A 25,121-nucleotide genomic window follows, 5' to 3' on the forward strand; every position below is an offset into this window, starting at 1 on the left:
CCGGACGCCCCCGGCCGGGCGGCGCCCACCGGTGGGGACTCCAGCTCGGCTCCGGCTTCAGACGACGGTCGCCGGGCCGTCGTGGTCGGTCACCATCGGGCGGCCGGCGCCCTCCCAGGCCAGCATGCCGCCGTCGACGTTCACCGCGTCGATGCCCTGCTGCACCAGGTACTGGGTCACCTGCGCGGACCTGCCGCCGACCCGGCACATCACGTAGGCGCGCCGCCCGTCGGCCACCGCCTCTGTCACCTCGCCGAAGCGGGCGACGAAGTCGCTCATCGGCACGTGCAGGGCGCCGTCGACGTGGCCGGCCGCCCACTCGTCGGCCTCCCGTACGTCGAGGATCAGCGCGTCACCCGGTACGGACGCGACGTCCACGGTGGGCAGCGGTGCGAAGTTCATCTGTGCGTCCTTCTACTCAGGGCTGTTGCGGGGATCCGGTCAGGCCCGCGAGTTCCGCCTCGCGCTCGGAGACCTGGGCCAGCAGCTGTTCGGCGACCTCGTCGAGGAGCCGGTCCGGGTCGTCGGGGGCCATCCGCAGCATGGCACCGATCGCGCTGTCCTCCAGCTCACGCGCGGCCGCCGCCAGCAGCTCCTTGCGGTGCGCCAGCCACTCCAGACGGGCGTACAGCTCCTCGCTCTCGCTCAGCAGCGGCACCGCGGGCGCCGGGCCCGCCGCCCACTCCTCGGCCAGCTCGCGCAGCAGCGCCTCGTCCCCGCGCGCGTACGCGGCGTTGACCCGGGTGATGAACTCGTCCCGCCGCTTGCGCTCCCCGTCCTCGGTGGCCAGGTCGGGGTGGGCCTTGCGGACCAGGTCGCGGTAGACCCGACGCACCTCGTCGCTGGGCCGGACCCGCCGGGGCGCCTGGACGGGCTGCTCGTTCAGCATGGCCGCGGCCTCCGGGGACAGGCCGTCGGAGTCGATCCAGCTGTGGAAGAGCTCGTCCACGCCCGGCATCGGCATGACCATGGCCCGCGCCTCCCGCGCCTTGCGCAGGTCGTCGGGGTCGCCGGTCCGCGCCGCCCGCGCCTCGGCGATCAGCGCGTCCAGCTCGTCGAGGCGCGCGTACGTCGGGCCGAGCTTCTGGTGGTGCAGGCGGGAGAAGTTCTCCACCTCGACGCGGAAGGTCTCCACCGCGATCTCGAACTCGATCAGCGCCTGCTCGGCCGCACGCACGGCCCGCGCCAGCCGCGCCTCAGGCGCCTCAGGCGCCTCAGCAGTCTCGGGCGCTTCAGGAGTCTCGGGCGTCTCGGGGCCTTCCGGGGTTCCGGCGGCCCGGTGGGCTTCCGCTGCCTCGGGGGCGCCGGTCACGTCGTCGCTCGGGGTCGTCACCCGACCAGACTACGGGCGCACGGCACCCACCCGTCACACGCCCAGTTCGGCGGCGATCCGGCCGGCGCGTACGGCGGCGACCAGATCCGCGTGGTCGGCCTCGGTGCGGTCGGCGTACGCCACGGCGAAGCCGGCCACCGCCACGTCCAGCTCGTCGCTCTTGCCGCAGTACGCGGCCACGAGCCTCGGGTCGGCGCTGTGCGCGTGCGCCCGCGCCAGCAGCGCACCGGTCATCCGCCCGTAGTCGTCGATCTGGTCGGCGGAGAGCGCCGTCGGGTCCACGCTCCCCTTGCGGTTGCGGAACTGCCGCACCTGGTACGGCCGCCCCTCCACGCTCGTCCACCCCAGCAGGCTGTCGCTGACCACCTGCATCCGCTTCTGCCCCAGCACGACCCGGCGCCCCTCGTGTCCGGGCTCCTCGACGTCGAAGCCGGCCTCCGGCAGGTACGGCAGGAGCGCCGACGGCCGGGCCTCCTTCACCTGGAGCACCAGCGGCTCGCCCCGGTGGTCCAACAGCAGCACCACGTACGACCGGGTGCCGACGCTGCCCGTGCCCACCACCCGGAAGGCCACGTCGTGGATGGCGTACCGGGCGAGCAGCGGCAGCCGGTCGGGCGGCAGCGTCTCCAGGTACGGTCCGAGGGCCGCCGCGACCGCCGCCGCCTCCTCGTCCGCCACGCGCCGCAGCACCGGCGGGGCGTCCACGAAGCGGCGGCCGCCGTCCTCGCAGGGTTCCGTGGACCGGGCGGCGAACCGGGCGCTCGTGTTCCGCCGGGCCTTCTCCGACACGCGCTCCAACGTGCCCAGCAGGTCACGCGCGTCCGTGTACGAGACGAGCTCCTCGTCGGCGATGGCGTTCCAGGCGTCCAGGACGGGCATTCGCGCCAACAGCCGCATGGTGCGGCGGTAGGCGCCCACCGTGTCGTACGCGGCGGCACGGCACACGTCCTCGTCGGCGCCCGCCTCCCGCCCCGCCAGCACCAGCGAGGTGGCGAGCCGCTTGACGTCCCACTCCCAGGGGCCGACGACGGTCTCGTCGAAGTCGTTCAGGTCGATGACGAGCCGGCCGCTCGCGTCTCCGTAGAGGCCGAAGTTCGCGGCGTGCGCGTCCCCGCATATCTGGGCGCCGATCCCGGTGACCGGCGTCGCCGCCAGGTCGTGCGCCATGAGCCCCGCCGCCCCGCGCAGGAACGCGAACGGCGTCGACGCCATGCGCCCCACCCGTATCGGTGTGAGCGCCGGCACTCGGCCCTGGCTCGACTCCTCGACGGCGAGCACGGCGTCGGGCCGCCCGCCCCTCAGCTCCAGTCCGTCGTGCGTCGACCGCGGCACCCGCCCGCGCAGGGCCTTGCCGCGCGCCTTGGGTCCCTCCGGCCCGCCCGACCCGTACGCGCCCGGCGCACGCCGCGCGAACCCCGGCACGACCGGAATCCGTCCCACCGCACCACCCGCGCCCGCCGCACCGGCACCGGTGCCGGCACCGGGCTTACCCGACCCGGCGCCGGCGGCACCGCCGCTGCCCGTCCGCTGCGCGGGCACCGCAGCCCGGATCTCGTCCATGCGCCCCACTTTCCCCATGTCCACTCACCGGCAGTGCCGACGACCGTACTCCTCCGCCCACTGCCCGTCTCCCCCTGTGGACAACCGGCGGACAAACCCGCGACCACCGCCGGGGAAGCACCCGGACTCTCCGGCGCGAGGCGACCACCGCACAACGAAACAGGGCCCCCACTCGGACTTTCGTCCGGGTGGAGACCCTGTCTCCTGTGGTGCGCGAGGGGGGAGTTGAACCCCCACGCCCTTTCGGGCACTGGAACCTGAATCCAGCGCGTCTGCCTATTCCGCCACCCGCGCATTGGGTGTTGTCGTTCGGGGCCCCACCTCGTTCGGTGCGACCGCCTGGCGACATCTGAAGATTAGCACGTCGGACGGGGTGGATTCACATCCGTTGTTTCGGGGGCCCGGAGGACGAACAAGGAGGAGGGAGACGGTCACGCGCGGCCGGCCCGACACCCCCGCTGACACGACCGACCCGGCCACGCCGACACCGACCACCCCGCCGACCACCCGACCACGCCGACCCCGACCCCGACCCCGCCAACGCCAACCAGCCCACGCCAACCACACCCACCACACCCACCACACCCCCCACGGGACGCACGGAGAGCTCACATGGAGAAACGCGCCGCCGGCCGATCGGTACGGGTGGGAACGGAACGGCTCGCCCCCCACTCATCCCGGGTGTGCCCCGGGTGCGGGACACTGTCCACAGGCCGCCTCTACGATCCGTGTGGGAGATGTGAGAGGTGACACTCGTCCACAGGGCAGAGAAGGGGAACCAGCCGATTTCCCGACGCGTGGATACGATCAGTGAGCAGTACCAGGACGGCAACGACGGAGGAGGTGCCCCATGGGAGTCCTGAAGCGGTTCGAGCAGCGTCTCGAAGGCCTGGTCAACGGCACCTTCGCCAAGGTCTTCAAGTCCGAGGTCCAGCCTGTCGAGATCGCCGGGGCCCTCCAGCGCGAGTGCGACAACAACGCCACGATCTGGAACCGCGAGCGGACGGTCGTCCCGAACGACTTCATCGTCGAGCTGAGCACGCCGGACTTCGAGCGGCTGAGCCCGTACTCGGGCCAGCTCGGTGACGAGCTCGCCGGCTTGGTCCGGGACTACGCCAAGCAGCAGCGGTACACGTTCATGGGCCCCGTCAAGGTCCACCTGGAGAAGGCCGACGACCTCGACACCGGCCTGTACCGGGTCCGCAGCCGCACGCTCGCGTCCAGCTCGTCGCAGTCGGCGCAGCCGGTCGACGGCGGGCACCCGGGCCCGGCGGGCCCGCCGCAGGGCCAGGCCGGCCGTCCCGGCGGCTACGGCTACCCGCCCGCGGGCGCCCCGCCGATGCCGGCGGCTCCGCCGCCCGGCGGCGCGGGGGCGGCGCCCCGTCCCGGCCCCGCGGCGCACCGCCCGCCGGGCGCCTCGGGGCACGCCCCGGGCGCCGGCCAGGCGCGCCGCTGGATCGAGATCAACGGCACGCGCCACCAGATCTCCCGCCCCACCCTGGTGCTGGGCCGCAGCACCGACGCCGACGTGCGGATCGACGACCCCGGCGTATCCCGCCGTCACTGCGAGATCCGGACCGGAACGCCCTCGACGATCCAGGATCTGGGGTCCACCAACGGCATCGTGGTGGACGGGCAGCACACCACCCGCGCTACGCTCCGCGACGGCTCGCGGATCGTCGTGGGCAGCACCACCATCGTTTACCGGCAAGCCGAAGGGTGAAGCGGGGGCAATGTCAGAGCTGACCCTCACGGTCATGCGGTTGGGTTTCCTCGCCGTACTGTGGCTGTTCGTCATCGTGGCCGTCCAGGTCATCCGCAGCGACCTGTTCGGTACGCGGGTCACGCAGCGCGGTTCGCGCCGCGAGGCCGCGCGCCCGCAGCAGGGCGGCCGCCAGGGGGCGGCGGCACCGCCGCAGCAGCGGCAGCGCCGCGGCGCCCCCACCAAGCTCGTCGTGTCCGAGGGCACGCTCACCGGCACGACGGTCGCCCTCCAGGGCCAGACCATCACGCTGGGCCGCGCCCACGACTCCACGATCGTGCTGGACGACGACTACGCCTCCAGTCGGCATGCCAGGATCTACCCGGACCGTGACGGCCAGTGGATCGTCGAGGATCTCGGGTCCACGAACGGCACCTATCTCGACCGGACCCGACTCACCACGCCGACCCCGATTCCGCTGGGCGCGCCGATCCGCATCGGCAAGACCGTCATCGAGCTGCGGAAGTAGTACGACAATGAGCGAGCGGAGCGAGCGAGCCGCAGCGGTCCGGGAGGACCGGAGGGGGCTCCCGACCGGAGGGTGGGCAGTGTGGCTCGAGACCGGCTGTACCCCGAGGCAGAGTCGACAGGGCAGGTGCGCATGAGTCTGTCACTGCGCTTCGCCGCCGGGTCGCACAAGGGCATGATCCGCGAGGGCAACGAGGACTCCGGTTACGCCGGCCCGCGCCTGCTCGCCATCGCCGACGGCATGGGCGGCCAGGCGGCGGGCGAGGTGGCGTCCTCCGAGGTGATCTCCACGCTCGTCACGCTCGACGACGACGTCCCGGGCTCCGACATCCTCACCTCGCTCGGCACGGCGGTGCAGCGCGCCAACGACCAGCTGCGCATGATGGTCGAGGAGGACCCCCAGCTCGAAGGCATGGGGACCACCCTCACCGCCCTGCTGTGGACCGGCCGGCGACTCGGCCTGGTCCACGTGGGCGACTCCCGCGCGTACCTCCTGCGCGACGGCGCCCTGACGCAGATCACGCAGGACCACACCTGGGTGCAGCGCCTCGTCGACGAGGGCCGGATCACCGAGGAGGAGGCCACCACCCACCCGCAGCGCTCCCTGCTGATGCGCGCCCTGGGCAGTGGCGACCACGTCGAACCCGACCTGTCGATCCGCGAGGTCCGCGCCGGCGACCGGTACCTCATCTGCTCCGACGGCCTCTCGGGCGTCGTCTCCCACCAGACGATGGAGGAGACGCTCGCCAGCTACCAGGGCCCGCAGGAGACCGTGCAGGAGCTCATCCAGCTCGCGCTGCGCGGCGGCGGCCCGGACAACATCACGGTGATCGTCGCGGACGTCCTGGACGTCGACGGCGGCGACACCCTCGCCGGCCGGCTGAGCGACACGCCCGTGGTCGTCGGCGCGGTCGCCGAGAACCAGCAGCAGCTCAACGACGGCGGCGCCATGCAGACCCCGGCGGGCCGCGCGTCCGGTCTGGGGCGCGGGAGCCGGCAGCCGCCGGCCGGCGGCTTCGGCCCGCCCGGCAGCGGCGAGGACATCGGCTACGACGGCATGCCCCCGGAGGGCGGCGGTTACGGCGCGTACGGCGACGCGGAGCTGAGCAAGCCGCGCACCGGCCGCAGATGGTTCAAGCGGATCTTCTTCGCCCTGCTGGTGCTGGCGCTGATCGGCGGTGGCGCCTACGGCGGCTACCGCTGGACGCAGACCCAGTACTACGTCGGCGCCAACGACGGCCACGTCGCGCTCTTCCGCGGCATCAGCCAGGACCTGGCGTGGGTCTCGCTGTCGGAGGTCGAGAAGGACCGCCCCGACATCGAACTCAAGTACCTCCCCGCCTACCAGCAGAAGCAGGTCGAGGAGACGATCGCCGGCGGCAGCCGGGCGAAGGCCGAGGCCAAGATCAAGGAGCTGGGCACCCAGGCGAGTGCCTGCCGCAAGCAGGAGCAGGCCCGCAAGGCCGCCGCGGCGACCCCCGCCACGCCGCCCAGCGAGGAGCAGGCCGGTGGCACCACGGGTGCCGCAGGCTCCACCAAGCCCAAGCCGTCCACCGCAGCCGTCCCCTCCCCGGGCCCCACCCTCACCGAGGACGAGAAGAGGCTGGCCTCGAACTGCGGCAAGCAGTAAGCACCCGTAGGGGGGCCTTTTCACCACCATGAGCGTTGTCACCAACACGACCACCATCGGCGCGATCGACGCGCCCAGCCGCCGCAACACCGAACTGGTGCTGCTCGGATTCGCCGTCGCGATCCCGGTCTTCGCGTACCTGAACGTGGGCCTCGCCCTCGACGGCGAGGTCCCGGCGGGCATGCTCGGCTACGGCGTCGGGCTGGGTCTCCTCGCCGGCATCGCGCACCTGCTGATGCGGCGCTTCGCCAAGTACGCGGACCCGCTGCTGCTGCCCCTCGCCACCCTGCTCAACGGCCTCGGCCTCGTGCTGATCTGGCGCCTCGACCAGTCGCCGCGCCTCATCGCCGACTCCATGCGCCGCTACGGGAGCCACAGCGGGGACGCCCCGCAGCAGCTGCTGTACTCGGCGATCGGCGTGGCGCTGTTCCTGCTGGTGCTGGTCTTCCTGAAGGACCACCGCGTCCTCCAGCGCTACACGTACATCTCGATGGTGGCGGCGATCGTCCTGCTGTTGCTGCCGCTCGTCCCCGGCCTCGGCGCCGACGTCTTCGGCGCCAAGATCTGGATCAAGGTCGGCCCGTTCTCCATCCAGCCCGGCGAGTTCGCGAAGATCGTCATCGCGGTCTTCTTCTCCGGCTACCTGATGGTCAAGCGGGACGCCCTCGCGCTCGCCAGCCGCCGCTTCATGGGCCTCTACCTGCCCCGCGGCCGCGACCTCGGCCCGATCATCACGATCTGGGTCGTCAGCCTGCTCATCCTGGTCTTCGAGAACGACCTCGGTACGTCGCTGCTCTTCTTCGGCATGTTCGTGATCATGCTGTACGTGGCGACGGAGCGGACCAGCTGGATCGTCATGGGTCTGCTGATGTCCGTCGGCGGCGCGGTGACCGTGGCCTCCTTCGCCGGGCACGTCCAGGCGCGTGTGCAGGCCTGGCAGGACCCGTTCTCCTGCTACGAGACGTCCCAGGCCTGCGACCAGATGACGCAGGTGCTCATGTCCTTCGGCTCCGGCGGCACGCTCGGCACGGGCCTCGGCCAGGGCCACTCCGACCTCATCGGCTTCGCTGCCAACTCCGACTTCATCTTCGCCACCGTCGGCGAGGAGCTCGGCCTGGCCGGCGTCATGGCGTTCCTCCTCCTCTACGGCCTGATCGTGGAGCGCGGCATCCGCACGGCGCTCGCGGCGCGGGACCCCTTCGGCAAGCTCCTCGCGACCGGCCTGTCCGGCGCGTTCGCGCTCCAGATCTTCGTGGTCGCCGGCGGCGTGATGGGCCTCATCCCGCTGACCGGCATGACCATGCCGTTCCTCGCGTACGGCGGTTCGTCCGTGATCGCCAACTGGGCGCTGATCGCGATCCTCCTCCGGATCAGCGACACCGCGCGGCGCCCAGCGCCGTCCCCCGCCCCGTCCCCCGACGCCGAGATGACCCAGGTGGTCCGTCCGTGAACAAGCCCCTGCGCCACATCGCGATCTTCTGCGGCCTGTTGGTGCTCGCGCTGCTCCTGCGGGACAACTGGGTCCAGTTCGTCCGCAGCGACGAGCTGAACAAGCACCCGCGCAACAAGCGCGTGACGATCGAGCGGTACGCCTCCGTCCGCGGCGACATCATCGTCGACGGCAAGCCGATCACCGGCTCCGTCGACTCGAAGGACCCGCTGTACAAGTACAAGCGCACCTACGTGAACGGCCCCATGTGGGCGCCGGTCACCGGGTACGCCTCGCAGGCGTACGACGCCAACCAGCTGGAAAAGCTGCACGACACGATCCTCACCGGCAACGACGACCGGCTCTTCTTCGACCGCACGCTCTCCATGTTCACGGGCGACACGAAGAAGGGCGGCAACGTCGTCACGACCCTCAACGGCGCCGCCCAGAAGGCCGCCTTCGAGGGGCTCGGCAAGAAGAAGGGCGCCGTCGCGGCCATCGACCCGCAGACGGGCAAGATCCTCGCGCTGGCGTCCACCCCGTCGTACGACCCCTCCACCTTCGCCGGCTACCAGGCCGAGGACGAGAAGGCGTGGGTCGCGCTGGACAAGGACAAGAACAAGCCGAAGCAGAACCGCGCGCTGCGCGAGATCTACCCGCCCGGCTCGACGTTCAAGGTCCTCACGGCCGCCGCGGCGCTGGAGAACGGCAAGGTCAAGGACATCGACGCGCCGACGGACACGCCGGAGCCGTACCTGCTGCCGCTGTCGACCGTGCCGATGAAGAACCACGCCCAGGGGTGCGAGAACGCCACGCTCAACTACGCGATGCAGTGGTCGTGCAACTCCGTCTTCGCGAAGCTCGGTGACGAGGTCGGCCGCGACAAGATGGTCGAGATGGCCGAGAAGTTCGGCTTCAACAACGCGGAGATCGACACCCCGGTCCGCGCCGCGGCCTCCGTCTACGACAAGACCATGGACCGCGGCGGCAACGCCCTGTCCTCCATCGGCCAGTTCAACACGGCGACCACGCCGCTCCAGATGGCCATGGTCACGGCGGCCATCGCCAACGACGGCAAGCTGATGAAGCCGTACATGGTCGACCAGCTCGTCGCTCCGAACCTCGACGTCATCGAGCGGAACGAGCCCGAGGAGATGAGCCGCCCGATGTCGCAGGAGACGGCGCAGCTCGTCCAGAAGATGATGGAGAACGTCGTCGAGAACGGCACCGGCAAGAACGCCGCCATCCGCGGCGTGACCGTCGGCGGCAAGACCGGTACGGCGCAGCACGGCGAGAAGAACAAGGCCCGCCCGTACGCGTGGTTCATCTCCTACGCGAAGACCGACAGCGGCTCCCCCGTCGCCGTCGCGGTGGTCGTCGAGGACTCGGACGCGACCCGCGACGACATCAGCGGCGGCGGCCTGGCCGCCCCGATCGCCCGGTCCGTGATGAAGGCGGTACTCGACGGCCGTGGGTGACCCGGTGGATGTGTACCGGTCCCGTATCAGCTTTCGGTCACGGGGTGATCAGCTTCCCGTGGCCGGTAGCCTGTGCGCGGACAGCACACCGCCGGACCACTCAGACGGTTGCGGCCGGGACTGACGGAGAGGGCTGGAACAGTTATGGAAGAGCCGCGTCGCCTCGGCGGCCGGTACGAGCTGGGCTCGGTGCTCGGCCGTGGTGGCATGGCGGAGGTCTACCTCGCCCACGACACCCGGCTCGGCCGCACCGTCGCCGTGAAGACGCTGCGGGCCGATCTGGCCCGTGACCCGTCCTTCCAGGCCCGGTTCCGCCGTGAGGCCCAGTCGGCCGCCTCGCTCAACCATCCGGCGATCGTCGCGGTGTACGACACGGGCGAGGACTACGTCGACGGTGTCTCCATCCCGTACATCGTGATGGAGTACGTGGACGGCTCCACCCTGCGCGAGCTGCTGCACTCCGGGCGCAAGCTGCTGCCCGAGCGGACGCTGGAGATGACCGTCGGCATCCTCCAGGCCCTGGAGTACTCCCACCGCGCCGGCATCGTCCACCGCGACATCAAGCCGGCCAACGTCATGCTGACCCGGACCGGCCAGGTCAAGGTCATGGACTTCGGCATCGCCCGCGCCATGGGCGACGCCGGCATGACCATGACGCAGACGGCGGCCGTGATCGGCACCGCCCAGTACCTCTCCCCGGAGCAGGCGAAGGGCGAGCAGGTCGACGCCCGCTCGGACCTGTACTCCACGGGCTGCCTGCTGTACGAGCTGCTGACCGTCCGCCCGCCGTTCATCGGCGACTCCCCGGTCGCGGTCGCCTACCAGCACGTGCGTGAGGAACCGCAGCCGCCCAGCAACTTCGACCCCGAGATCACGCCCGAGATGGACGCGATCGTCCTGAAGGCGCTGGTCAAGGACCCGGACTACCGCTACCAGTCGGCCGACGAGATGCGTGCCGACATCGAGGCGTGCCTGGACGGGCAGCCGGTCGCGGCCACGGCGGCGATGGGCGCCATAGGGGTACCGGGCGGTTACGGCTATCCGCACCCCGAGCAGCACACGGGCGCCGGGCACCCGGTGGACCCGGGCGCGCAGACGTCGATGCTGCCTCCCATGAACCCGGACGACGGCGGCTACGGGTACGACGACCGCGGCGCCGGCCGTCGGCGCCAGCCGCAGAAGAAGTCGAACCTCTCCACGATCCTGCTGGTCCTCGCGGGCATCCTCGTGCTGGTCGGCGCGATCCTCATCGGCAGGGCCGTCTTCGACAGCGACGACCCCAAGCAGGTCACCGTCCCGGCCCTGGTCGGCAAGACGCTCCAGGACGCGCAGACCACGGCGACCACCTCGGGCCTGCAGGTGACCCAGGCGGGCAGCGAGACGTGCGAGCAGCCGAAGGGCTCCGTCTGCCGCCAGGACCCGGCGGCCGACGGCAGCGCGACGATGGACGAGAACGGCACCATCAGCCTCTGGCTGTCGGAGGGCGCGGCCAAGGTCAAGGTGCCCAACGTCATGGAGCAGTCGAAGGAGCTGGCGACCACCAACCTCAAGGGCGAGGGCTTCGAGGTCAAGGTCGAGACGCAGGAGTCGGAGAAGCCCGAGGGCACGGTCATCAAGCAGGACCCCGAGGGCGGCACGGAGCACGAGAAGGGCACCGAGGTCACCCTCACCATCGCCGTCAAGGGCAAGGTGTCGGTCCCCCGGGTCATCGACAGCCAGTTCGACAACGCGAAGGCGCAGCTGGAGACGCTGAAGTTCCAGGTCGTCCGCGAGGACGTGGACAGCGAGCAGCCGGCGGGCCAGGTCATCGACCAGAACCCGAAGCCGGACGAGCGGGTCTCCGAGGGCTCGACGGTCACGCTGAAGGTCTCGAAGGGGCCGCAGCAGCAGAAGGTCGACGTGCCGCAGGTCACCGGCCTGCTGCTGGGTCAGGCCAAGCAGGTGCTGGCGCAGCGGGGCCTGCAGCTGGCCGTCTCCGAGGGACCGGACAACGACGCGGTGTTCGTCGTCGACCAGGACCCGAAGCCCGGCAGCAAGGTGAACCCGAACGACACCGTCACCGTGAAGACCCAGGGCCTGGGCGGGAACAACGGTGGCAACGGCAACGGCAACGGCAACGGCAACGGCGGTGACAACGACGGCGAGGGCGGCGACTCCGGCTGGTTCGGCGGCGTCACGGGCGCGGTCTTCCGCACCGAGCCGTAACGGCCCGGGAGACCGCGGTTCTCGCGGGCCTGCGGGCCTGCGGGCCCACGACAGCTGACGAAGGCCCGGTCCCCTGTGAGGGGGCCGGGCCTTTTCCGTTGCCGTGATCGTCCTGGTCGCCGCGGTCACCCCGGTCGTCCTGGTCGCCCCGCCGGGGCGGGGCACGGTGGCGCGAGGGTCCGATGGCGCGAGGGTCCGGTGGCGCGGGGCGGGGCGTGGCGGTCAGCGCAGCTCGGCCGGCTTCGTCCGGTCCCCGTCGACCTTCTCCGTACGCACGAGCTCGCCCCAGACGATGTAGCGGAAGTCGGAGGTCAGGATCGGCGTGCAGGTCGTGAGCGTGATGTACCGGCCGGGCTTGGTGCGGCCGGACTCCTTGGGGACCGGCTGGAGGACGTCCACGTTGAACCGCGAGGTCTTCGGCAGCGTCTCGTAGACCTTGTAGACGAACCAGGTGTCCTTCGTCTCGAAGACGATCGGGTCGCCGGACTTCAGCTTGTGGATGTTGTGGAACTTCGCGCCGTGGCCGTCGCGGTGCGCGGCGAGCGTGAAGTTGCCCGTGCGGTCCTGCGGGAGCGCCGACTTGATCGGCTCGGTGTAGTAGCCGGCGACGCCGTGGTTGAGGACGTCCGCACTGGTGCCCGCCTTGACCAGCACCTCGTCGCCGCCCATGGCCGGTACGTGCAGGAAGCCGACGCCGCCCTTGGTGTCGAGGGCGCCCGGCCCGGTGTCGGACCAGCTGTCGCGCACCGCGTCGCCCTGCGCGTCCGCCTCGCGGTCGGCCAGGACGTTGGTCCACCACAGCGAGTAGACGACGAACAGCCCCATCAGCACGCCTGCGGTGATCAGCAGTTCGCCGAAGACACTGATGACGCCGGCGATCCGGCTGCGCGCACGTGCCACTACTTCTGTCCCGTCTTGAGGTGTCAGCCCGCTAGCGCGTCCGGTACGCCCTTGCTGCGCGGCCGTTCTTCCACCATCTTCCCCCACACGATCATGCGGTAGGTGCTGGTGAACTCCGGGGTGCAGGTGGTCAGGGTGAGGTACCGGCCCGGTCCGGTGAAGCCGGATCCGTCGGGGACGGGCTTGAGCACCGAGACGTTCGAGGGCGGAGTCTGCGGCAGGATACTCGCCATCTCGTAGATGTAGTACGCGTCCCTCGTCTCGACGACGATGGGGTCGCCGGGCCGCAGCTGGTTGATGTACCGGAAGGGCTCGCCGTGCGTGTTGCGGTGGCCCGCCACGGCGAAGTTGCCCTGCTTGTCGGAGGGCATGGCGGTCTTCAGGGCGCCTTCGGCGTAGTGGCCGGCCATGCCCTTGTCGAGCACCTTCTCCTTGTCGATGCCCTCGGCGACGGGCACGGCGACGTCGAGCTTCGGGATGTGGAGTATGGCGAAGCCCTCGCCCGCCTCGAAGACGCCCGGTTCGCCGGTGCCCCCGCCCTTCGCCCAGTCCTCCGCGATGCGGTCCTTGGCCCTGTCGACCTCCAGCCCGGCCTGCACGTTCGTCCACCACAGCTGGTAGGCGACGAAGAGGAGCATCAGCACGCCGAAGGTGATGAAGACCTCGCCCATGACCCGGCTGGCGATCACGCCGAAGCCCTCCTTGGCCGCCCGGGCGGCCCGGCGCGCCTCGACGCGGGACATGGGCGTGCCGGAGGCGGGCGCCGCGGTGGGCGCCGGGGACGCGGGCGCGCGGCGGCGGCCCCGGGACTTCGCGGCGCGCCGCCGCTCGGCGCGACCGCCGGCGGGTGGGGCGTCCGCCGCCGTGGGGCCCGCGGCCGGCGGGGCGGGATCGTCCGTCACGGGGGCGAGCACGGCCGTCGCGTCGACGCCGGGGGGCTCGGCGGCCCGGTCGTACTCCGCCGCGGGCGGCTGCCGGTACGCCGGGGGCCGCTGTCCGCGCGGCGCCGGGTCACCGTAGGTCGCCGGCTCCGGGTACGCGGGCCGCGCGTACGGCGGCTCCGCGCGCCCGGGCGGCTGTTCGCCGTAAGCGGGTTCCTGCGGCTGTGTGGCGGGCTGCGGGCGGGCGTGCCGGCCGTGGCGGCCCTGCGGCGCCTGGAGGCCGTCGTAGGACTCGTAGGCCGCGTACGGGGCCTCGTGGGCCGTCCCGTACGGCTCGTACGGGGCTTGGTACGGGTCGGGAGCGGCTGCCGGGTCCGCGAGGGGCCCGGCGGGCGCCGCGTACGGCTGCTGCGGCCACTGCCCGGGCTGCTGGGCCGGCGCGGGCTGCTGGGCCGGTTCGGGCCCCGGCTCCTGGTCCGGTGCGTTCGTCGCCCGGAACCAGGGCGACCCCTCCTGCTCGCCCCCCGTGGCGTGCCCGGGACGCCCCGGGGTCACGCGACGGCCTTGCCCACCACCGGCGCGAGACCCGCGGAACGGCCGACCGCCCCGGTGTCACCGCACTGCTCCAGCCAGTTGGCGAGCATCAGGTGACCGTGCTCGGTGAGCACCGACTCGGGGTGGAACTGGACGCCTTCCACGGCGTGCTCCCGGTGGCGCAGCCCCATGATGATCCCGTCCTCGGTGCGCGCCGTGACCTCCAGGACGTCGGGGAGCGCGGTGGGCTCGGCGGCCAGGGAGTGGTAGCGCGTCGCGGTGAACGGCGAGGGCAGACCGGTGAAGACGCCCTTGCCGCCGTGGACCACCGGGGAGGTCTTGCCGTGCAGCAGCTCGGGCGCGCGGTCGACCACGCCGCCGTACGCGACGGCCATGGACTGCATGCCGAGGCAGACGCCGAAGACCGGTACGCCCGTGGCGGCGCAGTGCCGGACCATGTCCACGCACACGCCGGCCTCCTCGGGCGTACCCGGGCCGGGAGACAGCAGGACGCCGTCGAAGCCGTCCTGGGCGTGGCCGAGCTCGACCTCGTCGTTGCGCAGGACCTCGCACTCGGCGCCGAGCTGGTACAGGTACTGGACGAGGTTGAAGACGAAGCTGTCGTAGTTGTCGACGACGAGGATGCGCGCGCTCACTGACCGTCCACCGTCACATCATTGAACGGAAGCAGTGGCTCCGCCCACGGGAACACGTACTGGAAGAGGAGAAAGACGACCCCGAGGCCGAGCAGGAGCGCGATGACCGATCGCACCCACGCGTTGCCCGGGAGATGCCGCCAGATCCAGCCGTACATGACGTCTGCCGTCCCTTCCGTTCGATACCGCACCAGAGTACGGGGCGAACCCCCTCCGGTGGGGCGGCTGTGGAAAGCCGCCCGCGCGGCCCGCGTCACACGCCCCCGCCCGCCTTGCCCCGGCCTCTCTGCCCCCACCCCCGGCCGCCGGACGGCACGGACGGACGGGCGGACGGGCGGACGGGCGGAGCGAGACGGCGCCGGGGCAGGGGCCGGGGGGACGCCCGGTCAGGCGGCCGGCTCGGCGTACCGCAGGTCGACGGTGCCGGTGTAGCCGGGCAGCGTCATGGCGCCGCGCGAGTCGACCTTCCAGCCGAGCCCGTACGCCTTCACGTACAGCTGGTAGTTCTGGACGGCGGGGGAGAGCGCGAGGGCCCGGCGCAGCCTGCCGGTGTCGCCGACGGCGGTGATCCGGTAGGGCGGGGAGTAGACGCGGCCCTGGAGGATCAGGGTGTTGCCGACGCAGCGGACCGCGCTGGTGGAGATCAGCCGCTGGTCCATGACCTGGATGCCCCGTGCGCCCCCCTGCCAGAGGGCGTTGACGACGGCCTGGAGGTCCTGCTGGTGGATCACCAGGTCGTTGGCCTGCGGCTCGGGGTATCCGGGGGCGGCGCGGGCGTCCGGCGGGGCGTCGTTGAGCGTGACGGTGAGGCCGTCGCCGGAGACCTCGGTGGTACCGGCCGCCTTCTCCAGGGCTCCGAGCCGGGCGTCCTCGGCCTCGCTGGAGCCGGCGTCGCGGCGGGCGAGCCCGTCGACCTCCTCGCGCACGGTCGCCGTGGTCTCCTCCAGCTTCTTGTTCTTCTCGCTGCGGTCCAGGACGAGATCGGAGAGGCGCAACAGGGAGTCGTCCGTGCGGATGTTGGTGCCCCTGGCCGTGTTGAAGCTGGTGACGAAGATCAGGCCCGCGAGCGCGAACACGGCGGCCGTCAGCAGCCGTACCGGCCGCCACTTCCCGCGCCGGGCGGCTCCCGTGGGAGAGTCGGCTGAATTGCTCAACGTACCCTTATCTCCTTAGGCGTCGCCGAAGCACTACGCTAACGGACGCCTGGGCGAGGAGGCGGGCCACCTCGCTCCGAGCCCAGTACCAGCCAAAGTCACCGTTTCCGCGCGGTCACGCAGCGCATCGACAGGAGAGTCCCTCGTGCCGAAGTCACGTATCCGCAAGAAGGCCGACTTCACGCCGCCCCCCGCCGCGAAGCAGGCGACCGCCATCAAGCTGACCAACCACAGCTGGGTCGCCCCGGTCATGCTGGCGCTCTTCGCGATCGGGCTGGCGTGGATCGTGGTCTTCTTCGTCACCGACGGCACGCTGCCCATGGAGTCGCTGAGGAACTGGAACGTCGCCGTCGGCTTCGGCTTCATCGCCGCCGGCTTCGCCGTCTCGACCCAGTGGAAGTAGCGGAAGCGCCCTCTCACGTCAAGCACTCGTGAGGGTTATCCACAGCGTTGTACACAGCCGTGGAAAAGGTCAGACCATCTGTGGATAACCCGCATGGTGTTGACGCCGATGTGACTGCGCCACACACCCGAGCCCTGTCGTAGCGCCCCTCGCCGCACCGAAAAGACCCAGGTCAGCGACGAGGGGCACGGGTGTTCCCGACAGGCGGCAGTGGAGTCGTCACAGGCTGTGGACAACTATGGGGAAAGCCGGTGCTCAGCTGAGCGCGGCCGTCCTCATCACGGTCATGACGACGGTCGCCACCAGCACCAGCGCGCAGACGCCCCACTGCACCACGGGCCGCCGCTCCCGCGGGCCGCTGACCAGGCCGTACGCGATGACCGCCCCCGCGACCAGTCCGCCGAGGTGCGCCTCCCAGGCGATGGTGTCCCGGAAGACCACGGTGATGAGGACGTTCAGGGCGATCAGCCCCAGGACCGGCCGCAGGTCGTACCGCAGCCGCCGCACCATGACGAACGTCGCGCCCATCAGCCCGAACACCGCGCCCGACGCGCCGAGGGAGCCCTGGTTCGGCGCCGCGACCACATAGGTCAGGGCGCTGCCGGCCAGCCCCGACAGCAGGAACAGCGCGAGGTACCGGACCCGGCCGAACGCCGCCTCCAGCGGACCGCCGAGCACCCACAGGCCCAGCATGTTGAAGCCGATGTGCCAGACCTCCTGGTGCAGGAAGACCGACGTCACCATCCGGTACCACTCGCCGTCGGCGACGCCGATCACCCGGCCCAGCTGGAGGTCGTAGGCGAGACCGATGAGCAGCGTTCGGTCGACGAAGTCGGCGACGAACAGGCCGGCCAGGAAGACCAGGGCGTTCGCCCCGATCAGCACCTTGGTGACGAGGTGGGGATCACCCGCCGTGAGGGGACCGCCCGCGATGTTGCGGGGACGTGCGGCCGCCGCGCCGTGGCCCGTGCCCGACCCGCTCCGCACGCACTCCGGGCACTGGAAGCCCACCGACGCCTCGACCATGCAGTCCGGGCAGATCGGCCGCTCGCAGCGCGTGCACCGGATGCCGGTCTCCACCCCGGGGTGGCGGTAGCAGCTCGACAGCCCGTGCGGCGCCTGGTCCTGCTCCATGGGGATCCCCTCGTCGTCGTGCGCGTACCAACGCCCCGCCCATCCTTACGGACGGGCGGGGCGGAAAGGTTCCCCGGCGGACCGGAGACGGCTCCCCGGCGGGACCGGCCACCCCGGAACCGGCGGGCCGGGGGCCGGTGGGCAGGTGTCCGGCGGACCGGGCGGCCGGGTGACCGGCGGACCGGAAGACCAGCGGACCGGTGGGCCGGGTGATCGGCCGGACCGGATGACCGGGGCGGTCGCCCTCGGTCGGTCGGTCAGCGGGACTCGACGACCACGGACTCGATGACCACGTCCTCCACCGGACGGTCGGTGCGCGGGTTGGTCCGGAGGGCCGCGATGGCGTCCACGACCTTCTTGCCGGCCTCGCTGGTGACCTCGCCGAAGATGGTGTGCTTGCCGGTCAGCCAGGTCGTCGGCGCGACGGTGATGAAGAACTGCGAACCGTTGGTGCCCGGACCGGCGTTGGCCATGGCCAGCAGGTAGGGCTTGTTGAAGCCCAGGTCCGGGTGGAACTCGTCCTTGAACTCGTACCCCGGGCCACCCGTGCCGTTGCCCAGCGGGTCACCGCCCTGGATCATGAAACCGCTGATCACCCGGTGGAAGACCGTGCCGTTGTACAGCGGGTCGGTGGTCTTCTGACCCGTCGCCGGGTTCGTCCACTCGCGCTCACCCTTGGCGAGCTCGACGAAGTTCCGGACCGTGACCGGCGCGTGGTCCGGCAGGAGCCGGATCTCGATGTCGCCGTGGTTCGTCTTCAGGGTGGCGTACAGCTGCTCGGCCACGATGTGCCTTCCTTAGGTCTTCTCGTACGGTTCCGATCCTCGCATGGAAGCCGCGACGGCGGACAAAAGCGAGGAGGGCCACGCGACGATGCCCCGGATGCGCGCACCCACATGCCGAGCGCTGGGCCCGGAGGCATGATTTCGAAAAGGGCGGAAAGGTGAGATATCAACCCGCCACCCAGGAGGAGGATCCCGTGACCCGCATGGACAGCGTGCGCGCCGCCACCGACACGGCGAAGGAGAGCGTGCTGCACGCCGCGGACGTCGTGGCGCCCTACGCCGGCGCGGCCAGGGAACAGGCCGCGCTCTACGCGCACGCAGCGCGCGTGAAGGTGGCGCCCAAGGTTTCCCGAGCCGCCCAGCAGGCCGCTTGTCAGGCCCGCGCGCAGTACGGCGCCTACGTCGCTCCGCACGTGCCGCCGAAGGTCGACGCCGCCGCGCAGCGCGCCGCGTACCGGACCCGGCTGGCGGCGCGTCAGGCCGCCGACTTCACCGTGCCGCGGGTGGAGAGCGCGGTGGCCGCCGCTGGACCGGTGGGCGCGGAGGCCGTGGCCCGTTCCACCGCCGCCCTCGCCGCGCTGCGCGGTCAGGTGACGGTGAAGGAGGTCAGGAAGCTGGTGCGCAAGCACGAGCGCCGCGCCAGGATGCGCCGCGTGGCCAAGGGAATGGCCGTGGCGGGCCTGGTCATCGGCGGTGCCGTGGCCGTGTGGAAGTGGTGGGACAACCAGGCCAACCCGGACTGGCTGGTGGAACCGCCCACTGAGGTCCCCGAGCGTTCCCCGCTCGTGTCCGTCGACGGCAGCGGACCGGACGCGTCACTCGCCGAGGCGGACGCGGGGAGCGGGTCGACGGAGGCCACCGGGCTGGAGACGAACGAGAACGGCGACGAGCGCCGCTGACGTTACGGCGCCGCGGTGACGGCGGCCGCGGCGACGGGCACGACGGCCTCCGCCCCCACGGGGGCGGAGGCCGTTCCCGCGTGGGCGGGGGCCGTCCGCACACGAGCGGAGGCCACGTCCCCGGCAGGGGCGGCGGCCGTGTCCCCGGCACGGGCGGCGCGCATGCGGCGCACGGCGGGCGAGGAGCCGTGCGCCTCGGCGCGGATCCGCTGCTTGATGGTCGGCGGCAGCGCCCGCTCCCCCGCCGCCGCCCGCCCGGGCACGGGACTCGGCACCGGACCCGCGGTGGGCGCGGCCGACCGCTGTCCCGGCAGGGCCACCGCGGCGGAGGCCGGGCCGGCGGCGGGCGGGCGGCCGGAAACCGGCCCGGCGGTGGGCGCGGAGCGCCTCAGGGAGGCGAGGACACCGCAGAAGAAGGAGACGATTGCGGTCCAGAACTGCTGGATCCTGACGGCGGCCATGGCCCCTCGCTTTCCCACACATCCCGATTGGGCGATCTGCATACCTTTCTCATGATGTGTACGCAACTCGGGATCCGGGGGAGCGACGCCGCTGTCGCGCAGATCTTCCGATGAACACCACCCGTCCGGAGCAGCACCGGGTGGCACGCGCGCGCGGAGCACGGTAGAGGACCTCCCCGATGTCCTGCCTGAGCCCGTCCCGAGCCCGCCCGGCCCCGCGCCCGGCCCCGGCCCCCGGTCTCGTCCCGGCCTCTCCGGCCTCCGCCCCCCGGGCATCGCCGCCCGGCCCCGCCCCGGCCCCGCCCCGGCCTCCGGGCGCCGTAGGACGCCCTCTGCCGTGCGCGGAAGACGCGAAAAGACCCCTCCCACCGCGGTGTCCGCAGGTGGGAGGGGTCTTCCGGAAGTGGAGCCTAGGGGAGTCGAACCCCTGACATCTGCCATGCAAAGACAGCGCTCTACCAACTGAGCTAAGGCCCCGGGGACCGCCCGGTCGCGGCGGTCGCAGACCAGAGTACCGGGTGACCGGGGGTGTCCCGCAAAAGCATTGGGGCTCCCCGTGGAACACCACTCTCCGTAAGATGCTCCGCGAGGTTCGCAGCAGCGAACCGGAGCGATGGGGAGACGCCATGGATGCCGCACAGCAGGAATCGACCGCCAGAGCCAGAGAGCTCCAGCGCAGTTGGTACGGGGAGCCGTTGGGGGCGCTCTTCCGTCGGCTCATCGACGACCTCGGGCTGAACCAGGCCCGGCTCGCCGCCGTCCTGGGTCTTTCCGCCCCGATGCTGTCGCAGCTGATGAGCGGCCAGCGCGCAAAGATCGGCAACCCGGCCGTCGTCCAGCGCGTCCAGGCGCTCCAGGAGCTCGCGAGCCAGGTCGCCGACGGCAGCGTCAGCGCGGTCGAGGCGACCGACCGGATGGAGGAGATCAAGAAGGCGCAGGGCGGCTCCGTCCTGACCGCCTCCAGCCAGGCGCCGACCAGCTCGGGCGCGCCGACGGTCCGCCGTGTCGTCCGTGAGATCCAGTCGCTGCTGCGCTCCGTCGCCGCGGCCGGGGACATCATCGACGCCGCGGACTCGCTCGCCCCCACCCACCCGGAGCTGGCAGAGTTCCTCCGGGTGTACGGCGCCGGGCGCACCGCGGACGCGGTCGCGCACTACGAGGCCCACCAGAGCTGACGACGGCGGCGGACAGCGGGCGCCAGCGGGCGCATCGGACGGCATCGGACGGCATCGGCATCGGCGGAACGGGGGCGGCACGGCGCGATGGGTGAGGTCTTCGCGGGGCGGTACGAGCTGGTCGACCCGATCGGGCGCGGGGGCGTGGGCGCCGTGTGGCGGGCCTGGGACCAGCGCCGCCGCCGGTACGTGGCGGCGAAGGTGCTCCAGCAGAGCGACGCGCACACCCTGTTGCGCTTCGTGCGGGAGCAGGCCGTGCGCATCGACCACCCGCACGTCCTCGCCCCGGCGAGCTGGGCCGCCGACGACGACAAGGTCCTGTTCACCATGGACCTGGTCGGCGGCGGTTCGCTGGCGCACGTCATCGGGGACTACGGGCCGCTGCCGCCGCGGTTCGTCTGCCTCCTGCTCGACCAGCTGCTGTCCGGACTGGCCGCGGTGCACGCGGAGGGGGTCGTGCACCGCGACATCAAGCCGGCGAACGTCCTGCTGGAGGCGACCGGGAGGGGGCGGCCGCACCTGCGGCTGTCCGACTTCGGCATCTCGATGCGCAAGGGCGAGCCGCGCCTCACCGAGACCCACTACGTCGTCGGGACGCCCGGCTACTTCGCGCCCGAGCAACTGACCGGCGCGGAACCGGACTTCCCGGCCGACCTCTTCGCGGTCGGCCTGGTCGCCCTGTACCTGCTGCAGGGCCGTAAACCCGACTCACAGGCGCTCGTGGAGCACTTCAGGGCGCACGGGACGCCGTGCGCGCCCCAGGGCGTCCCCGAGCCGCTGTGGCAGGTCCTCGCGGGGTTGCTCCAGCCCGACCCGGAGGCCCGGTTCCGTACGGCGACGGGCGCGCGGAAGGCCTTGGCGGCGGCGGTCGAGCTGCTGCCGGACCCGACGGGCGAGGAGGAGCCCGTCGAGGTCTTCGACCAGGTGGGCCCGCTGCCGCCCGGGTACGGCCCGGACGGACCCGTCGCCGCACCGCCGCCCGGGTACGGCCCGTGGTCGCCGCCCCCGTCGCCCGCGCCCGCGCCGGCACCGCCGGCGGGAGCGGCGTCCGGGACGAGCGGTTTCCACCTGGCGCCGCCGCCCGCGCGCCCCGCCCCGGCGGCGTCCCCGCCCCCGGCCGCCGCCCCGTCGGCCTCGCCGGCCCCGTCGACCCCGCCGGCCCCGTCGGCGTTCCCGGTCGCGGGGCCCGCCGCCCCGGTACAGCCGTACGGGTCGTACGCGCCGTACGCACCACACCCCACGGCGCCGTACACGGCACCGACGGCTCCCGCCCCCACCGCCGGACCGGCCGCGGTCCCGGCACCCGCTCCGCGCGGGCGCCCCGGGCCGCCCCGGGCGGTGGCCGTCCCCGTCGTCCTGCTGGCCCTGGTCTGTTACGCCGTCGGGTTCTGGGCGCTGACCCGCATCTGAGTCACCATCCACCGCCCTGCGGCGGCCCGTACCCCGGCGCCCCACCGGCCCCCGGCGCACCACCGGCCCCGGCGCCCGTTCCCCCTCCCGGCCCCGCCCCCGCGCGTCGCCGCGCCAGGAGCGTCCAGGCGCCGAGCCCGCCGAGCAGCAGCGTGCCGGCTCCGATGCCGCCCGCCGCGACGAGGCGCATGGCGCCGCCGCCCCCCGGCTCCGTACCACTGGCGCCGTCGACCGCCGCGCGCCGGTCGCCGTCCGTCACGGCGAAGATCCCGGCGGGCCCGGCGTACGGGGGCGCCGCCGCGGCGTCGTGCTCCACGTTCACCCGCAGCGTCAGCCCGTACGGCTTCTTCCCGAAGACCTGCGCCACCTTGGGGTTGAGGCTGACGCGCAGGTAGTACCACCCGGCGAAGCGCATCCCGTTGGTCTCGGTGTCGGAGGCGAACCGGTTCGCGTAGGCCACCGGGGGCAGCGGGTCGAGGGTCGCCGACTTCTGCTTGCCGTCGTAGGCCAGGGAGTCGGCGCTGTCGACGAGGCCGAGCGCGGGGTTGTACAGCGAGACGGGGAGCGCCCCGGACACGAAGCCGCCACCGGCCGAACTGCCGAGGTCGGCGCTGACGAAGAGCTGCTGGCCCCAGTCGACGGGGATCCGGTAGAAACGGCTCTCGCCGGGCTCGATGCGGTCGGTCCACTCGCCCTCGGTGAGCCCGGGCGCGTCGGCGAACCCGGTACCCCCGGCCCGCTCGCGGGGGCCGCCGGCGGGCGGTGCCGGCGAGGCGCTCGGCCAGCCCTCCGGCGCCTCGGTCGGACCGGACGACGAGAGCGTCGGCTCCAGCACGTGCCGCAGCTCCAGACCCCAGGGCTCGGCCGACGAGGCGTCCTGCCCGTCGCGCTCCACGACGACGTAGTACGACCCGGCCTCCCGGCACCGCGACCGGTCGGCTTCGAGGGTGCGGTGCGCGTACGCGGCGAGCGGCCGGGCGAAGTCGGCGGACCCGAACTGCGTGGTGGTGCCGGAGCAGTCGGAGCCGTCGCGGTCCTGCAAGGACACCGAGAGCTGGTCCCGGTAGGACAGTTCGGCACCCCGCGGCGGTACGGCGACGGCGGAGACGTACGCGTGGTGGGCGTCGTCCAGGTCGACCCGGTAGATCAGTTTCCCGTCGCGCCGGATGACGTCCTGGTACACGGCGCCGGCGGCGAGCCGCGGCGCGTCGCTCGTGGTGGAGGCGCCGCTGACGGGCCGGGCCTCCGCGGCGAAACCGTACGCGGCGGGTTCGCCGGCCGCCCGCGCCGGCCCCGCCCCGGCGCCCGCGGCGAGCAGCGATCCCCCGGCCAGTACGGCGGCCACCGCCGTCCGCGCCCCGGCGCCCGTCGCGGGCCGGCCGCTCCCCCGCGCCCTGCCGGCCGATCCCGTACGCCCGCCGGCCGCCCCACTCCCGCTCCGGTCCCGCCTCTTCACGCGCTTCCCCTCGTCGTCACCACGGCCGCACCATCCTGCCCCGCCGGTCCCGGCGCTGTCTGCGACGGAACCCGGTGATCCGCGGCCCACCGGCACCCCCCACTCCCTCCGGCGTACTTCGCGCTCGCAACGAAAGACTTCGCTTTCGTGAAGGGGCAGGTCGGTGCGGCGGAAGGAAGGAGCCGGGGCGAGACGAGGAACGGACCGGGGATACGGAGAAGGGGCGGCCACGACGACGAGGGCCCCGGTCGCTTCCCAGCGACCGGGGCCCCTCACGAACAGTCGACGCCTCTCACGAACCCGCGGGCACGGAGTCGGTCGCCTCCGTCCACAGATCCTGCTCGGCGCGATCCGCCTGGATCTGGCGGTACACGAGGAGCCCGCCGATGGCGGCCAGTGCGACCAGGAGGAGCTTCTTCACCGCGCGACCTCGTCTTTCGTTGACGTAGGGAGTCCTTATGGCGCCCGACTATACACACCGACCGATATCAATCGGTGACCTGTCTCCGGACGACAGTACGACACCGTCCCGACGCCGCGCACGTCTGGACGCCGCGACCACCCGGAACGCCGAGAAGGCGCCCCCCGTCTGGGGGACGCCTTCTCGTCACTGTGGGGCTAACAGGATTTGAACCTGTGGCCTCATCCTTATCAGGGATGCGCTCTAACCAACTGAGCTATAGCCCCTCCGCGCTGCGCGCTGACCTCTGAAGATTAGCGCACAGGACGGCTCCCGCCAAAATCGCTACTCGTCCTCGGCGAGCGTCAGCTCCACGCCGCCCACGAAACCGGCGGCGAGGTTGTAGATGAACGCGCCGAGCGTGGCCAGCGCCGTGGCGAGCACCACGTCGATGACCGCGATCACGGAGGTGAAGAGCAGCATGCGCGGCAGCGACAGGAACGCCTGGAGGTCGAACCCGTTGCTCGCCGTGGACCCGGTGGCGTCACTGATCGTGGCGCCGACCGTGGAGAAGACGCCCATGGCGTCCATGACCATCCACAGCACCGCCGCCGCGACCACCGTGCAGATGCCCAGGGCGATGGAGAGCAGGAAGCTCACCTTCATCACCGACCACGGGTCCGCCTTGGCGACCCGCAGCCGCGCCTTGCGCGTGCGCGGCGTGGTCTTGGCCCCCGTACGGGGGCGGCGGACCGTGGCGGAGCCGTGGGCGTCCTCCTGGCCGTCCGCCCCGTACGCCTGCGGCGGGTGGTACGGCTGGGCCTTCTGCTTGCCGGTGGACGGCCGTCCACCGGGCAGCGGCCCGTCCTCTTGTGTGTCGTAAGGGGGCTTCGCCCCCCGGGTGTCCGTCACCGCTACCCCCTGGGAGTCCGTGGCTGGGCCACGGGCACCGTTCGCTCTCTTGGCGGCCGAGCCGGCCGAACCGGCGCCCGTGGCTCCGCTCACGCT

Annotated in this window: 24 protein-coding genes, 3 tRNA genes and 1 pseudogene; 11 read left to right on the forward strand and 17 right to left on the reverse strand. The window is 72.3% G+C overall.

The annotated features are described in order from the left end of the window. Window positions 1–57 precede the first annotated feature (57 nt). The 4 genes from NRO40_RS14670 to NRO40_RS14685 form a co-directional block, all read right to left on the reverse strand. The gene (locus tag NRO40_RS14670) at window positions 58–402 is read right to left on the reverse strand and encodes a rhodanese-like domain-containing protein (RefSeq protein WP_058943861.1); all 345 of its coding nucleotides are present in this window, start codon (window positions 400–402) and stop codon (window positions 58–60) included. 16 nt (window positions 403–418) lie between these two features. Next, window positions 419–1,333 (reverse strand): J domain-containing protein, encoded by a 915-nt coding sequence (locus NRO40_RS14675; protein ID WP_058943860.1) that lies wholly within the window; start codon window positions 1,331–1,333, stop codon window positions 419–421. Between the two features lie 33 nt (window positions 1,334–1,366). Further along, window positions 1,367–2,893: a DUF2252 domain-containing protein gene (locus tag NRO40_RS14680; RefSeq protein WP_079047318.1), complete on the reverse strand. Its 1,527-nt coding sequence runs from the start codon at window positions 2,891–2,893 to the stop codon at window positions 1,367–1,369. Window positions 2,894–3,100: 207 nt separating this feature from the next. Then, window positions 3,101–3,187, reverse strand: a tRNA-Leu gene (locus NRO40_RS14685). Between the two features lie 556 nt (window positions 3,188–3,743). Between NRO40_RS14685 and fhaA the strand changes: the two are divergent. The 7 genes and pseudogenes from fhaA to pknB form a co-directional block, all read left to right on the forward strand. Next, a pseudogene (gene fhaA / locus NRO40_RS30790) lies at window positions 3,744–4,085 on the forward strand (antibiotic biosynthesis regulator FhaA); the annotation flags it as partial. A 147-nt stretch (window positions 4,086–4,232) separates the two neighbouring features. Continuing rightward, the gene (locus tag NRO40_RS30795) at window positions 4,233–4,616 is read left to right on the forward strand and encodes an FHA domain-containing protein (protein ID WP_391953704.1); all 384 of its coding nucleotides are present in this window, start codon (window positions 4,233–4,235) and stop codon (window positions 4,614–4,616) included. A 10-nt stretch (window positions 4,617–4,626) separates the two neighbouring features. Continuing rightward, window positions 4,627–5,124: an FHA domain-containing protein FhaB/FipA gene (locus tag NRO40_RS14695; protein WP_058943859.1), complete on the forward strand. Its 498-nt coding sequence runs from the start codon at window positions 4,627–4,629 to the stop codon at window positions 5,122–5,124. Window positions 5,125–5,256: 132 nt separating this feature from the next. Further along, window positions 5,257–6,753: a Stp1/IreP family PP2C-type Ser/Thr phosphatase gene (locus NRO40_RS14700; protein ID WP_058943858.1), complete on the forward strand. Its 1,497-nt coding sequence runs from the start codon at window positions 5,257–5,259 to the stop codon at window positions 6,751–6,753. Window positions 6,754–6,781: 28 nt separating this feature from the next. Then, a complete protein-coding gene (locus NRO40_RS14705; protein WP_058943857.1) occupies window positions 6,782–8,203 on the forward strand; it encodes an FtsW/RodA/SpoVE family cell cycle protein in 1,422 nt (473 codons plus the stop codon). Next, a complete protein-coding gene (locus NRO40_RS14710) occupies window positions 8,200–9,660 on the forward strand; it encodes a peptidoglycan D,D-transpeptidase FtsI family protein (RefSeq protein WP_058943856.1) in 1,461 nt (486 codons plus the stop codon). The genes NRO40_RS14705 and NRO40_RS14710 overlap by 4 nt, the downstream gene beginning before the upstream one ends. A 144-nt stretch (window positions 9,661–9,804) precedes the next feature. Beyond that, window positions 9,805–11,865, forward strand: a complete 2,061-nt coding sequence (gene pknB, locus NRO40_RS14715; protein ID WP_058943855.1) for a Stk1 family PASTA domain-containing Ser/Thr kinase — start codon at window positions 9,805–9,807, stop codon at window positions 11,863–11,865. A gap of 222 nt (window positions 11,866–12,087) precedes the next feature. Here the strand turns inward: pknB and NRO40_RS14720 are convergent, their stop codons facing one another. The 5 genes from NRO40_RS14720 to NRO40_RS14740 all read right to left on the reverse strand — a co-directional run bounded on the left by NRO40_RS14720 (window position 12,088) and on the right by NRO40_RS14740 (window position 15,990). Further along, complete coding sequence (locus NRO40_RS14720) at window positions 12,088–12,765, reverse strand: class E sortase (protein ID WP_058943854.1); 678 nt, start codon at window positions 12,763–12,765, stop codon at window positions 12,088–12,090. A 23-nt stretch (window positions 12,766–12,788) separates the two neighbouring features. Then, a complete protein-coding gene (locus tag NRO40_RS14725) occupies window positions 12,789–14,201 on the reverse strand; it encodes a class E sortase (protein ID WP_058943853.1) in 1,413 nt (470 codons plus the stop codon). Further along, window positions 14,198–14,836, reverse strand: coding sequence for an aminodeoxychorismate/anthranilate synthase component II (locus NRO40_RS14730; protein WP_058943852.1), 639 nt, complete (start codon window positions 14,834–14,836; stop codon window positions 14,198–14,200). The genes NRO40_RS14725 and NRO40_RS14730 overlap by 4 nt, the downstream gene beginning before the upstream one ends. Next, entirely contained in the window at window positions 14,833–14,994 is a 162-nt protein-coding gene (locus tag NRO40_RS14735) for a hypothetical protein (protein ID WP_198549420.1), read from the reverse strand. The genes NRO40_RS14730 and NRO40_RS14735 overlap by 4 nt, the downstream gene beginning before the upstream one ends. Window positions 14,995–15,222: 228 nt before the next feature. Further along, a complete protein-coding gene (locus tag NRO40_RS14740) occupies window positions 15,223–15,990 on the reverse strand; it encodes a DUF881 domain-containing protein (protein ID WP_079047317.1) in 768 nt (255 codons plus the stop codon). A gap of 145 nt (window positions 15,991–16,135) precedes the next feature. On the opposite strand from NRO40_RS14740, the gene crgA reads away from it, so the two are divergent. Then, on the forward strand, window positions 16,136–16,393 hold the full coding sequence (gene crgA / locus NRO40_RS14745; protein ID WP_058943850.1) for a cell division protein CrgA: 258 nt from the start codon (window positions 16,136–16,138) through the stop codon (window positions 16,391–16,393). A gap of 255 nt (window positions 16,394–16,648) precedes the next feature. On the opposite strand, the gene NRO40_RS14750 is transcribed toward crgA, so the two are convergent. Together NRO40_RS14750 and NRO40_RS14755 are read right to left on the reverse strand one after the other, a co-directional pair. Continuing rightward, window positions 16,649–17,527 (reverse strand): rhomboid family intramembrane serine protease, encoded by an 879-nt coding sequence (locus tag NRO40_RS14750; protein ID WP_058943849.1) that lies wholly within the window; start codon window positions 17,525–17,527, stop codon window positions 16,649–16,651. 257 nt (window positions 17,528–17,784) lie between these two features. Further along, window positions 17,785–18,312: a peptidylprolyl isomerase gene (locus tag NRO40_RS14755; RefSeq protein WP_058943848.1), complete on the reverse strand. Its 528-nt coding sequence runs from the start codon at window positions 18,310–18,312 to the stop codon at window positions 17,785–17,787. A gap of 194 nt (window positions 18,313–18,506) precedes the next feature. Between NRO40_RS14755 and NRO40_RS14760 the strand changes: the two genes are divergently transcribed. Next, window positions 18,507–19,211, forward strand: a complete 705-nt coding sequence (locus NRO40_RS14760; protein ID WP_058943847.1) for a DUF5324 family protein — start codon at window positions 18,507–18,509, stop codon at window positions 19,209–19,211. A gap of 2 nt (window positions 19,212–19,213) precedes the next feature. On the opposite strand, the gene NRO40_RS14765 is transcribed toward NRO40_RS14760, so the two are convergent. Further along, a complete protein-coding gene (locus NRO40_RS14765) occupies window positions 19,214–19,672 on the reverse strand; it encodes a DUF6344 domain-containing protein (RefSeq protein WP_058943846.1) in 459 nt (152 codons plus the stop codon). A gap of 404 nt (window positions 19,673–20,076) precedes the next feature. Beyond that, window positions 20,077–20,149: transfer RNA gene (locus NRO40_RS14770), tRNA-Ala, on the reverse strand. Between the two features lie 149 nt (window positions 20,150–20,298). Here NRO40_RS14770 and NRO40_RS14775 point away from each other — a divergent pair. Beyond that, window positions 20,299–20,847 carry a helix-turn-helix domain-containing protein gene (locus tag NRO40_RS14775; protein WP_058943845.1) on the forward strand — a complete coding sequence of 183 codons (549 nt, stop codon included), beginning with the start codon at window positions 20,299–20,301 and terminating at the stop codon, window positions 20,845–20,847. A gap of 87 nt (window positions 20,848–20,934) precedes the next feature. Further along, complete coding sequence (locus NRO40_RS14780; RefSeq protein WP_058943844.1) at window positions 20,935–22,257, forward strand: serine/threonine-protein kinase; 1,323 nt, start codon at window positions 20,935–20,937, stop codon at window positions 22,255–22,257. Between the two features lies 1 nt (window position 22,258). Here NRO40_RS14780 and NRO40_RS14785 read toward each other — a convergent pair whose 3' ends face one another. The 4 genes from NRO40_RS14785 to NRO40_RS14800 form a co-directional block, all read right to left on the reverse strand. Continuing rightward, window positions 22,259–23,602, reverse strand: coding sequence for a hypothetical protein (locus NRO40_RS14785; RefSeq protein WP_058943843.1), 1,344 nt, complete (start codon window positions 23,600–23,602; stop codon window positions 22,259–22,261). A 403-nt stretch (window positions 23,603–24,005) separates the two neighbouring features. Further along, window positions 24,006–24,134: a DLW-39 family protein gene (locus NRO40_RS14790; RefSeq protein WP_010467770.1), complete on the reverse strand. Its 129-nt coding sequence runs from the start codon at window positions 24,132–24,134 to the stop codon at window positions 24,006–24,008. Window positions 24,135–24,326: 192 nt separating this feature from the next. Next, window positions 24,327–24,400: transfer RNA gene (locus NRO40_RS14795), tRNA-Ile, on the reverse strand. 58 nt (window positions 24,401–24,458) lie between these two features. Next, a complete protein-coding gene (locus NRO40_RS14800; RefSeq protein ID WP_079047316.1) occupies window positions 24,459–25,118 on the reverse strand; it encodes a DUF3566 domain-containing protein in 660 nt (219 codons plus the stop codon). Window positions 25,119–25,121 lie beyond the last annotated feature (3 nt).

The organism is Streptomyces changanensis (assembly GCF_024600715.1).
Lineage (GTDB): Bacteria > Actinomycetota > Actinomycetes > Streptomycetales > Streptomycetaceae > Streptomyces > Streptomyces changanensis.

Excerpts from the sequence above, each read along its gene's own strand:
- NRO40_RS14670 (WP_058943861.1), bottom strand. The coding sequence starts at position 402 with ATGAACTTCGCACCGCTGCCCACCGTGGACGTCGCGTCCGTACCGGGT.
- NRO40_RS14680 (WP_079047318.1), bottom strand. The coding sequence starts at position 2,893 with ATGGACGAGATCCGGGCTGCGGTGCCCGCGCAGCGGACGGGCAGCGGC.
- NRO40_RS30795 (WP_391953704.1), top strand. The coding sequence starts at position 4,233 with ATGCCGGCGGCTCCGCCGCCCGGCGGCGCGGGGGCGGCGCCCCGTCCC.
- NRO40_RS14695 (WP_058943859.1), top strand. The coding sequence starts at position 4,627 with ATGTCAGAGCTGACCCTCACGGTCATGCGGTTGGGTTTCCTCGCCGTA.
- NRO40_RS14700 (WP_058943858.1), top strand. The coding sequence starts at position 5,257 with ATGAGTCTGTCACTGCGCTTCGCCGCCGGGTCGCACAAGGGCATGATC.
- NRO40_RS14705 (WP_058943857.1), top strand. The coding sequence starts at position 6,782 with ATGAGCGTTGTCACCAACACGACCACCATCGGCGCGATCGACGCGCCC.
- pknB (WP_058943855.1), top strand. The coding sequence starts at position 9,805 with ATGGAAGAGCCGCGTCGCCTCGGCGGCCGGTACGAGCTGGGCTCGGTG.
- NRO40_RS14735 (WP_198549420.1), bottom strand. The coding sequence starts at position 14,994 with ATGTACGGCTGGATCTGGCGGCATCTCCCGGGCAACGCGTGGGTGCGA.
- NRO40_RS14750 (WP_058943849.1), bottom strand. The coding sequence starts at position 17,527 with ATGGAGCAGGACCAGGCGCCGCACGGGCTGTCGAGCTGCTACCGCCAC.
- NRO40_RS14765 (WP_058943846.1), bottom strand. The coding sequence starts at position 19,672 with ATGGCCGCCGTCAGGATCCAGCAGTTCTGGACCGCAATCGTCTCCTTC.
- NRO40_RS14775 (WP_058943845.1), top strand. The coding sequence starts at position 20,299 with ATGGATGCCGCACAGCAGGAATCGACCGCCAGAGCCAGAGAGCTCCAG.
- NRO40_RS14780 (WP_058943844.1), top strand. The coding sequence starts at position 20,935 with ATGGGTGAGGTCTTCGCGGGGCGGTACGAGCTGGTCGACCCGATCGGG.